Origin of the sequence: Polaribacter sp. R2A056_3_33 (assembly GCF_019278485.1) — a bacterium.
Lineage (GTDB): Bacteria > Bacteroidota > Bacteroidia > Flavobacteriales > Flavobacteriaceae > Polaribacter.
The window spans coordinates 3,395,750-3,408,037 of the sequence record NZ_CP058984.1 but is presented as its reverse complement, the minus strand read 5'-3'; the positions used below and the strand labels follow the sequence as shown (position 1 = coordinate 3,408,037).

The window sequence follows — 12,288 nt, the reverse complement described above, 5'->3', positions numbered from 1 at the left end:
AGGGTAACTTACTCAATATTATTATAAATAATTATCGTTATTTATAATGATATTGAAAAGCAAAAATACAAATCTTCATTAGAACTAAATTATATAAAAAATATAGGATTTTTTTATGTAAAAAGTTAGTCATTCAGACGTTTTGTTAAACTTTTATAAATTATTTTATATAATGGACAAAAAAAAGGATACTAAAATAGTATCCTTTTTAAGTTAAATAAAAATATTAATTATTCTTTAATAAATTTTGCTGTTGCAAATACGTTATTTATAGAATACTTAATTAAGTAAATTCCAGAGGATAAATTAGAAACATCAATAGATTCGTTATTTTTATTGATTTCCAAATTCATTATTTGTTTACCCAATAAATTATAGATAACGGCACTTTTAATAGGGGTTTGAGCTGAAATGTTTAATCTACTTGTAGTAGGGTTAGGAAACAACGAAATTTTTATTAATTCATTATCTTTTACATCTGCTGTTGCAGAATTAAATAAAACAACATCATCAATATAAAAGGTATTGTTTGCACTTCCATCTCCCATGGTTCCTAAATCGAAAATTAAAACAACACTGTCATAAGATCCGCTTGGAATTGCTGAATAATCGAACGTAATTGTTTCCCATGCATTTGCTGTAGATATGGTTACTTCTTTCTCGAAACTAGTAGCTGGACTTGCTGAATTTTCTACTTTTAATAATACTTTAGCGTTTGCTCTTGGAGAATATACTTTCATTGTAAAAGTATCATTCGCTGCAAAATCCATTGCTGAACTTAATTTGACGACACTTCCTCCCCAAGGTTGACCTGCATTTTTCACCATTTTACCAACATTTTCAGAAGAATTGTCTGCATTGTTATAAGGGTTTGTTTCTGTGGTGACAACTCCTCCGTCAAAATTGGTCCATGTTGTTGCACTTTCAAAATCTAGAGGTAATGCTACTGTAGGTAGTACAACGCCTGAAGAAGACAACGTAATATCATCTATATAAAAAGTATAATTTGCGCTTCCATCTCCCATTATGTCATTGTCAAAAATAATAACTAATTTTTCATAAGAAGCCGTTTTACTTATTGCTGCATAATCAAAAGTTAAAGTTTCCCATCCATTAGCAATTGTTGTTAGAACTTCTTTACTATAATTAATTCCTGCATCTCCAGAATTTTCTACTTTTAATAATACTTTTGCTCCTACTCTTGGTGAATATACTTTCATTGTAAAAGTATCATTATTAGCAAAATCCATTGCAGAACTTAAGGTTAACGCACTTCCTCCCCAAGTTTTACCTTCAAATTTTACCATCTTACCAACTTTAGTAGAAGTATTGTCTGCATTGTTATAAGGGTTTGTTTCTGTTGATACAACTCCTCCATCAAAATCTGACCAAGTTATTTCGCTTTCAAAATCTAATGGTAACGAAGCAGTACCTGCAACAGGAGCTAATGGTGCATCTGTTAATTTTTCTGCATTAAATTTTATATTATCAATATAAATGGTATTACCTTCTGCTCTATCAGCCATATCTTGCCTCCAATCTACAAAAACAACCATTTGACTAATATTTGATAAATCGCCATTAGGATTTATACCAGAAAGATCGAATGTTAAAGTTTGCCATTCATTTACAACTGAATTACCAACATTTTGGTCTGTAATTTGAAATGATGTTCCTGCACTATTTGTTCCCATTTTAATACCTACAGTACCTACGTAATTTTTATGTACATCCATAGTTAAGGTTAAGTTATTTGCAACACTCATATCAATTTTCCAAGTACCAAATTTAGAGTCTTCCCATTTATTATTAACACCTGCATAAAAAGCATTACCAGGTCCCATAACAACTTTCATTACTTTAGAAGCGGTAGTATTTACACCATTTAAATTTGGATTGTCTACTATTTCTGCTGGAGCAGGTTCGTTATCAAAGGTATACCAATTAGACGCTAATCCTGACGGAGTACCTTCTTCAAAATCTAAATGATATTCTTGTTGTTGTGAAAAGCCTATTGAAGTAATTAAAAAGGCTAGTAGTAAAGTAATTTTTTTCATAATTATTTGTGTTTTAAATTTATAAAACAATATTAACTCTATTGTGTACTATATTGACCTAAAACACTACAGCAAAAAACATACAACCAAAAAATATTATGAATTTTAAGTTTACTTATCAATGAAATAAGTACTTAACAACGTTTTATTTTTTATTTTAAATCACTAATTATTAAATAGATATACTTATTTGTATTGGTAATGTATAGCTAAAGAAACATAAGTAGAGTTCTATTTTTGTTTGAGATTATTCTAAACCAAAATAAAACGAATAACTTTCGACTATACACAAAATAAACAATTCATTTATCAAGATCTTAATTACTGTTATGCAATTTGAATCCCTTTATGTTCTTAAAGTTAAATAAGGATTAAAACCCGTTACACCATCCTACACAAAAAGTATAACTATTACAACTCCTAATTTGGCATCAATAACCATTAAAACCTCAACTTAAACTCCTTTATTTATACAATATAGATCCTATAAAAAAAACGCTATAAATAATTAATATTCATAGCGTTTAAAAAATAATTTAAAAAGTAACTTATCTTATTTCTTAATATTTTAATTTTACTTTCTTAACCTTTTACCTGTTATTCATAGAAACTTAAACATCATCAATTTCTCTATTTTAGTGTCCCTTACGCTTGTCTAACTCTATTCTAATTTCACCTGAACGTTTTTCAGAAAGGTCATAATTCCTCATGATGTACATTGCAATAAGAGTTCCTGCTATAGGAAAACCTGAAAAGAATAATCTTAATCCAATAAGTGCCTCTTCTGTCTGAATATTAACTGCAGAATCAAAACCTACTACAGATAAAATTGCACCACTTAAACCACCTGCAATTCCAAATCCAAATTTAACCATCCACCAGTAGATAGCACCAAAAACACCTTCTCTACGTTTACCTGTATTTAACTCATCTAGATCGATAACATCTGCAGTCATAGACATCATTAATGTAAATAAGCCACCAATACCAAAAGAAAAGAAAGGCAATGCAAATAGAAACATATAAGGTTTACCAGGAATAAATAAAAACCATAGCATAATATAACCAACTACAGAAATCCCTTGAGAAACCATAAAAGCTTGTTTTTTCCCTAACATCTTAGACATTTTAGCCACAATAGGAATTACTAAAAAAGTAGTTACTAAAGCACCTATACTACCAAATAACGTTGGCCAAATTCCCGCGGCAGCGGCATCTCCTTTAAAAAGATAATACACAATAATAAAAAAGGTAAAACTTGCTACAGTATTAAATGCATTAAAAACAAAAAAGGTAGCAAAACATAATTTCTTAAAAGGTTTAGACTTAAAAGCCTCCACAAAGTTATCTCCTATTTCTTTTAAACTTCTTCCAATATTTTTTAATGTTAAAGAGGCATAATTCTCATTTACAGTAGATTTACTTTCAATAAAAATTGCTGGTATCATTGCACAAATTGCAAAAATAACGCCTACCCAAACGGCCAATTCTCTTACAGCAACGTCCGCAGTTATATACCATTCCGGATCATACATAATAACCCAGAACCAAGGTGCAATAACCCAAGCCCATTGACCAATCCATTGTGCAACTGCCATGATACTTGTTCTCTCATGAAAATCATCACTCATTTCATAACCCATAGCTACATAAGGAACACTAAAAATGGTAAGACCTAAATAAAATGCAAATGAGGTTAATAAGAAATACCAAAAATTATAATCAAGCGAGTTTTCTCTAAACAATTGCCACATAATTATAAAAGAAATTCCCATTACAATTGCCCCGATAAAAACATATTGTCTTCGTCTACCCCAACGAGATTTTGTGTTATCTGAAATATATCCCATAATAGGGTCTGTGACAGCATCAAAAATTCTTGGAACTAAAGAAATAACTCCCCACATCCATCCTGGAAAGCCTAAGTCTTTTACCAAAACGACTATAAAAATACCAATTACAGCTGGAAACATTTGATTTGCAAGCATTCCAACTCCAAAGGCTATTTTTTGGCTCAATGGAACTTTAGAAGACGTTTTATAAGTAGACATATTGTTATTTTTTTAATTTGTTGCAATCATAATAGTTTGCAGTGCTTGGGCATCAATATTAATAAGGGTTTCTTTTTCTCCTAAAGAGATTTTAAAACTTTTCTTTGTTTTTCCTTCATTAAAAACCACCACAGCTATAGAACCGTCAGTATTTTGTGCTGCTGTAACTTGTAAATCTTTATCTGAATTTTCTAGCCCTATAACTTTTGCCTCTGGTCTAATGTATTTGCTAAAATGAGCCATTGTATAATAAAGTGGTGTAAAATACACCTCATCTTTTTCTGGATCTACAATTACCGGAGCCACACACCAATTCTCAAACCAATTTGGACCACCTTTTGTATCTAAAACCATATTCCAATCTACCCAACCGTCTACCCAATTATTAAGGCAACCAATAATGTCTCTTGCATATCTATTTACAGGAGCATATTTTGGGTGTAAATATTTATTCTCTGGCTCTCTCCAGTCATATCCCCAATCTGTTGCTTCTTTTTTCCAATACCAAGCATCATCTTGCCAAACAGGTATTTCAGAATCGATACATCCCTCTGTTTCAATTAAGTATTTTTCTGGTGCTTTATCATGCGCATATTGCAACGCTTCTGGAAAAATTTCATACGTACTTTCATACCAATGGATAGCAGTTCCATCAAAATATTTTGATGAACTTTCACTTCTATACATTTCATCAACCCATTCTTTTAAACCTTCTCTATTTTGGTCATATCCTAAAATAATTTTATCACCATACCCATCTTTTTCTAATTTTGGACCTAAATGAAACTCTACAAAATCGGTCATTTCTTTAGGCGTAAAATGCATGCTCTCCCAGTTATTCCCATTTCCGTGTGGTTCATTTTCAACTGTAAACCCCCAAATATCTATCCCTTCAGCCTCGTAAGCATCTATGTATTTAGAGAAAAATAATGCCCATGTATCATAATATTTTGGTAGTAATTTTCCTCCAACCCACTCATTATTGTCTTTCATCCACGGAGCAGCTGTCCAAGGTGAAGCAAATATTTTAAATCCATCTTTAGACGCGTTCATGGCATCTTTTATCATCGGAATTAAATCATCCATATCATCTTTAATTGTAAAATGCTCTAATTTTACATCATCCGCTACTGGAGAATATGAATACTGACTTAAAGAAAAATCACACGAATTCATGTGCGTTCTTGTTAATGAGTAATTTGCGCCTTCTTCTGAGAAATAAGCCTGAATAATGGTATCTCTGTTTTTCTGACTCAATTTATTTAATAAATAAGCAGATGATTCTGTAAATGCACCACCAAAACCTGTAATTGTTTGAAAAGTTTTTTTAGGATTAAGTGTTATGGTAGCTGCATTTTCAACAGGAACAAAATCTGTAATTTGGGTTAACTTATTACCTGCTTCCGAAGTTTCATAAACCTCTACAGATAATTTATTATCCTTTTGATTACAACTAATCATCACTACTAAAAATAGCGTGTAAAAAAAATAGTTTGTTTTCATTTTTATTATTTTTATCTATTATACTCTGTATTCGGAACCAAAACATCATTCATTAATGCTTCTTTATTTCCATTATATGTTTTTGTAATTAACTTTCCTCCTCTTGTTAATCCGTTAAAAACACCTTTGTCTACTAAATTCCAAATTGGGAATTTTGCTTCTCCTTTTAGGTTGATCAATCCAAAGTGATTTTCCGATCCATTTGGGTTTTCCGCATCTTTCCATTGTTCATCAAAAGCTTCAAAATAGAAACAAGAAATACCTTCTTTATTCGTCCATTCTCTAAGATGATTGTAATACAATCCTTGCTTATATTCATCACTAGCCCTAGAACCGTTTACACCATAATATCCGCTAGAAATAGTTGACCAACCTGTTTCACCAATATGAATAGGTTTGTTTACTCCCAAACTTTTCATATAGCTTTTTACAGCATTATATTGCTTTATGGCAAATTTTTTAGACCTTAACATGGCTGCATCAATTTTTTCTTTGTCTGATAAATGAAACTCATTATCGGGTACTTTCCAAAATTCTGAATTGTGGTGAGAATTATGATATGGATATGTATGTGTTGAAATATAATCTACCGCCTTTATTAAATCTTCTAAATCTTTAGTGTGATACAAAGAATCTCCGCCACCCCAACAAGAAAAATCGTCTGAACTTGTAATCCAAACATCTTTAGACAACTCTCCCTTTTTCTTTAAATTCTGAAGATAATTTACCCATTTTAAAATCACATTCGGTTGCACAAAATAACTTGCCGCCCATTTTACCATTGCTTCATTACCAACAGCTATTACTTTTACAATGTCTGGGTATTTATTTGCCAAGGCTACAGCTCTTGCTATTTCTCCTTCATTTTCTGGACTTTCAAGATTATGATTTGGCTCTTTGTCTGTCCATGCATTTAAACAATCTATCCAAGCACCCAACATTACATACATTTCAAAATTGGCATCTTCTTTTTTAAGTTGATGAATGGCTTCTAAAACATTTGCAGCATGTGGCAATTTTGGTTGTACGTTATAGGTTCTTAAAATACGAATCCCCATTGCGTGCATCAACTTTAAATCTTCTTTTAGTTGAAGAATTGTTGGCTGATTATCTTCTCTTGATTTTCCTCTATAACCTCCATAAGAAATTGCTAAATAATCAGGATTTCCTAAAATATGCTCTGCAGTAAGTTCCTTTTTTTTAATTGCTGTTTTAGAATTACAACCAACAACAGAAATTAACACAATAATTACAAAAGATATTTTAAAAATTGAATTCATATTTTTGATGATTAAATACTATTTATACTCCAAAGCTGAAACTTTGAATATCTTTATTATCTAATATTTGTAATGAAACATAGCACTTAAGCTAATGCTATGTTTCTGGTTTCTTTACTTACTACGTAAATGAATAGTTTGAACAGATCTAGGTGCAATTCTCGATGTAAAAGTCTTTGTTTCTAATGCAATCGATACTTCTTTAATTTCTTCATTTTTGTTAAAAATAACAACAGCAATTGAACCATCAGAATTTTTAGCAGCAGTGTATATCAATCCATCTACCTCTTCTCCTTTTACACCTATTCTATGTGCATCAGGGCGAATGAACTTACTAAAGTGACTAAGCAAGTAATAAAGTGGCGTGTATGTTACCTCATCAGTAACAGGATTAATAAGTACCGGAGCACTATTAAAGTTGTCGTAAGGATTTGGTTGTCCTTTGTTACTAAGAATACTACACCATTCAATGTAACCTTGAGTTCCATGATTTAAATCTGTAATAATATCGTAAGCATACGTCTCAAAAGGAACAAAAGTACCTGCATAGTCTGTACTTGCTCTCCAATATTGCCCAATCGGGTCATTAGCATCAATATCTATACTTGATTCCGTATGAATCATCCCTTTATTAGGCCAAGTTTTTTCTAACTCAGCTAATTCATTCGCATACCAGTTATTTTCTTTTAATTCAGAATTTGTATACCAATGAAAAGCAGTTCCCCAAGCATATTTAGATGCTTCAGGATCTCGGTAGGTTGCTGCAACATAATCATTCATTGTCGATTTATTATGATCATAAATCAATACGCGTAATCCAGCATCCAAATCATCAAGTTTAAGATGGCCATCTTTTACAAGTTGAGGACCAAGATGGTCTCTTAAAAAGTCTCTACCTTGTTCAGGAGTAAACCCATTACTATCCCATGCTGCATCATGAGCATGTAGTGGCTCATTCTGTGGTGTTAGCCCCCAAAGAGTAATCCCTTTTTCTTTATAAGCACTTACATATTTTGATAAATATTTAGCCCACAGACCATAATATTTAGGAAGCAAGGTTCCGTTAGTCATTTTAGCTGTTTCTCCTGTTTTCATCCATGATGGAGGACTCCATGGCGAAGCAATAATTTTAAAATCTGCACCAGGAATGCTAGATGCTTCTAAAATCATTGGGATAAGATCATAATTTGGATCTATCAATTCAATACCACGTACCTGATCATTTTCATCACCAGAAAACCCTTTCATATCTTCTTGAATACTGAATGTTGAAAGATCTTCATCTCCCTCTTCAATATACGTATAGTGCGTGTTTGAATAATCACTGCTATTAATGTGCGTTCGTGTAAGGGTGAATCCTGCACCTTCTGTAGGACTAAAAAGTTTGGTCAAAACATTTTTACGTAATTCAACCGGAATAGTAGCTAAATTCCATGCAGAGGACTCTGTAAATGAAGCTCCAAAACCGTAATACTTTTGAAATTCTTGATTAGGAAGAAGCTCTATTCTTACTTTCTTTACTTCAGAAGAAGTTGTCTTAGCGACATCACTTGCTATTAATTTTAGGTTGTCTCCAGCTTGAGATGTTTGATACACATCTGATACGTACTCTTGATAAGCACTTTTTTGTGAGCAACTCGTAAGTAATATAGACATAACCAGAAATTGTAACCAAGTAATCTTTAGAAAATCAGATTGAGTACTCTCTCCTTTATAATTTTCTCTTTTATTTTTGATACTAAACATATTCTTTCTATATTTTTTTCTAATGTTACACACCTACAAAGTAAAAAGACCTTGCAGATGCGTAATACATTATAATTTTAAATACTTCTTTAAATTATTTTTTAATAGCAACTTCTATACGATCTATTTCTCCTGTTCTCTCAAACATTTTTTTCGAAATAGTCGCATTAAGAATTAAGCTTTCTGATGTGACTGTTTCTGCATTTGTAAAAAAGATTGTAACACCTTCACCTCCTAAATTTTTATAAATAATTGGTACCTGACAATAGGTAAAACAAAGGGTACCTTTTTCTAAATTGATAGATTTTGGTTCTTTATTAATTGCATTATATTTAAAAACCTTAGCAGTTTCTACAAACTCACTTCCTTTTAATAATCTTGGATTAAAGTTGATTTTTCCATCTTTAACAAAAACACCCAACTCCCCTATTCTACTTAACACATCTTCTTTTACCTGACCTGTCATTCCTGGTTGTTGCGCACCTTTTCCTGCTGGTGTATGAGAATACGGATCTGTAGGAAAAGCACCATATAATTGAGGAGATTTATGCACTCCAATTCCTGCCTGAATTTCATAATAATGATCTAATAACTGACCAATTACAGCTTCATCTTCATTATTTTTTATGGCTAATAAACAATTTTCTTGCACTGCCAATAATAATTTAGAAACCATGTGCCAATAAATAGACCCCAAACCTTCATAACCAAAGAAAGTTCCAGAGCGACCTGTAAATGCCTTATGGTTAAAAACTTCTTCGAAAATAGAAGCTAATAAATCAGCTTCTTTTTCTACTAAATCGGCATATACTTCTGGTAAACTTTCAAAAGTTGCTTTTAAACTATTTGCATTGTTAAAGTTGGCATTGAAATGATAGTTACCTAAAACATCTTTATTGATAATTTGTGTATTGTTATCAGCAATTAATTTTGATAATAATTGAGAACCGTCTACCGAAGCTTTCGGAATTACGTTTTTCTCATCAAAACTTGGTAATTCTTTATTTGGATATAAAATATAACTGTATTGATCTTCTCTAAAAAGCGCACTAGCTTTCATTCCGTCTAAAACTTTTAAAGCTTCTTTTGGCGATAAATACCCAGCACTTAATACAGCAACTTGGCCTTCTAACATTTCAGATAGATAAGAAACAGACACTTCTGCATCATTTTCAATAGTCATTAAATTATAAGAATGGTATAAATTATCTGAACGCTTATTCGCTTTTATAGTATGCTCTAAATATTGTTTTGTAACTGATAAAAACTCTAAAAGACCTGCTTTAGATAGCATTGTTTTATCACTAGAAAAACCAAGCTCATAAACAGTACTTCTATAAGTACTTGCTGCAGAACCCAATCCATCTAAAACAACTTTTCTATTCTTATCAGATACTTTTCCTTCAAGAATATTTTTATTTTCTTTAAGCGTAGCAACTACCTCATTAAAGAAAGTTGATAATTCTGATGAAATTTCAAATTGCTCAGTATCTGATTTTGAAACTACTTTATCAAAGAAGTTTAAAAAACGATTTAAGTAATTTAGTGTTACCATAGAAACACCATTTCCTACCAAAGCGTTGTTTGCATCATTCCATTCTGGCCTTTGAGTATTCATCCAAATTCCACCTTCAGGAATAAAATTAGAAACTTTTGCTAAAACTGTAGCTAATAATTTTTCAATTAAATTTACTTTATAAATAAAGTAGTTTTCATCCCTTAATAAAGCACCATCAGCACCTAATCTTTCTCTTCTTTTTTCTATATTTTCTTGCTCTTCAAAATCAAAATCAATAGTATCTTTAGGATTTTTTAGAATGTCCTCATACTTTTTAATTCTATAAGGCACATTTGCATATACAAAAACAGCTTCAGAAAAACGTTTTTCTAATTGATTTGGATAGTGATTCTCTATAAATTCTAAGAATTTTAATAAGTAAATAATTTGATGATCTCCCCAATATCCAATATAAGACCAAGGATCATTCTCTTCAATAACCTCCCAATCGAAACCATCTTTTGTAACTCTATAAGGATTGTAACCATCAAAAGTTGTGGCGTTTAAAAACTTATGAATCATGCTTTCTATAAACTCTGGATATGAATGTGCTAATGTTTCCCAGTTCTGAAAAATATCACGCCAATTACCTTCATAATCTAAAACTTTAGAACCGTCAATTTCATTTTTTGTGTTGATAGAAAACTTATTCCAAGGTCTACTTGGGTCTCCATGTCTTCTACTAAATTTTAATGGTAAATATTCGAAACAAAGTCTTTTAAAATTTTTATCTTCATCTTTCTCTGCAATAGCTATAATGGTATCTAGTGTAAATAATTCTGGTAACTCATTTAAAACAGCCTCTTTTAATTTTAAAACTTTTTTATTTGCCTTACCAATATATTTTATAAAGTCATCTTTTTCAATTTTATAATCATCATCAAAAGTACCACCTCTCATTAAATTGAAAAGTGTATTTGCAAAGTGTCTTGTGTTTACCAAAGCATCATTAGATACTTGCAAACCATCTGCTGCACCTGTTAAATCAATTAACTTTTTTGTTCCTAATGCTATATCTTTATGAATAATTTCTGATAATTTTTCATCATCCTTTATTGCTTTAGAAACTCTTTGAATATCTCCAATAGTTTGATTCACATTGGCTATAAAAATCCATTCTTTCGTTTCATCTGCTTCTAAAGTTACCACTGCACTAATAAAATAAGCTCCTTTTTCGGCTTTAATTGCCACCTCTTGCTGTAATTCTATACCTCTTCTAAAATTATCTAATTGTAATGATGATAACAAATACGTAGGATTTTTAACACCTAAAGACCAAACTATATTTGCTTTTAAAGCTTCACTAGGTTCTGCTTTATCAACAATAATAGCACTTAATGCATAAATACCTAAACCAGCTTCTACTTGCAGTTCGCTCTTTTTATAAGCATCTACTAAATTACTTCTAGAATTTTGTAAGTCTGTTTCTACATCTGAAGGTAAAATATTCTGTAAACCATCTAAAAACGTAACAACTGTTTTATCTGAAGAATTATTTATTAAAGTTGATTTTTTTACAAATCCGAATTTATCAGAAGAACTCCATTGATATCTAAAAGTAACTCCTAAATCTTCATTAATTTCTTCGAAAACAACTTTATTTCCAAAACTGTTTTTATATAAGTTTTGTTTTGTTTTATATAACCCTATTTGTCTTTGAGAAAAAGGTTCCCATAAATAAATATTCCCGTTTTTTGAAACTTGAAAAATAGATTTACTACCAGTTACATCTGCAGATTCTGTAATTTTATCATCTGTATAATAAGGAAAAAGTGAGTATTCACTATTTTTTCTACCAGCAGATAAACCTCCATTACTAGAAATAAACATCCAATGATTAGAGTCTGAAACAATACTCATAAAAAAAGGTCTCATTTCATTACTATTCGAAATTTTATAATATACTTCATTTTCGAAGTTGATCATTTCCCCTTTTACCTCTTGCGTTTTAAACTCGGCCTTATTATTTCCTAAAAAAACAGTTTTTTTTGTCATCAAAATTATTTTTTTAACCTCTTATTCTTAATTAAAGAAGTTGTTATTTATTTATCCTGTAAGGCTTTTTTAACCTTGTACGTTTTTGTTATTAATTA

General features: G+C 30.9%; 6 protein-coding genes. All 6 read right to left on the bottom strand.

All coding sequences use genetic code 11. From position 1 onward, the window contains the following. Positions 1-230: 230 nt before the first annotated feature. The 6 genes from H0I29_RS14270 to H0I29_RS14245 all read right to left on the bottom strand — a co-directional run bounded on the left by H0I29_RS14270 (position 231) and on the right by H0I29_RS14245 (position 12,190). The gene (locus H0I29_RS14270) at positions 231-2,057 is read right to left on the bottom strand and encodes a T9SS type A sorting domain-containing protein (RefSeq protein WP_218752908.1); all 1,827 of its coding nucleotides are present in this window, start codon (positions 2,055-2,057) and stop codon (positions 231-233) included. 635 nt (positions 2,058-2,692) lie between these two features. Then, the gene (locus H0I29_RS14265; protein ID WP_218752906.1) at positions 2,693-4,108 is read right to left on the bottom strand and encodes an MFS transporter; all 1,416 of its coding nucleotides are present in this window, start codon (positions 4,106-4,108) and stop codon (positions 2,693-2,695) included. 12 nt (positions 4,109-4,120) lie between these two features. After that, positions 4,121-5,611, bottom strand: coding sequence for a glycoside hydrolase family 30 beta sandwich domain-containing protein (locus H0I29_RS14260; RefSeq protein WP_218752904.1), 1,491 nt, complete (start codon positions 5,609-5,611; stop codon positions 4,121-4,123). An 11-nt stretch (positions 5,612-5,622) separates the two neighbouring features. Then, on the bottom strand, positions 5,623-6,891 hold the full coding sequence (locus H0I29_RS14255) for a glycosyl hydrolase family 17 (protein ID WP_218752902.1): 1,269 nt from the start codon (positions 6,889-6,891) through the stop codon (positions 5,623-5,625). A 114-nt stretch (positions 6,892-7,005) separates the two neighbouring features. After that, complete coding sequence (locus tag H0I29_RS14250) at positions 7,006-8,637, bottom strand: glycoside hydrolase family 30 beta sandwich domain-containing protein (protein ID WP_218752900.1); 1,632 nt, start codon at positions 8,635-8,637, stop codon at positions 7,006-7,008. 94 nt (positions 8,638-8,731) lie between these two features. Beyond that, positions 8,732-12,190, bottom strand: a complete 3,459-nt coding sequence (locus tag H0I29_RS14245; protein WP_218752898.1) for a hypothetical protein — start codon at positions 12,188-12,190, stop codon at positions 8,732-8,734. Between the last annotated feature and the right edge of the window lie 98 nt (positions 12,191-12,288).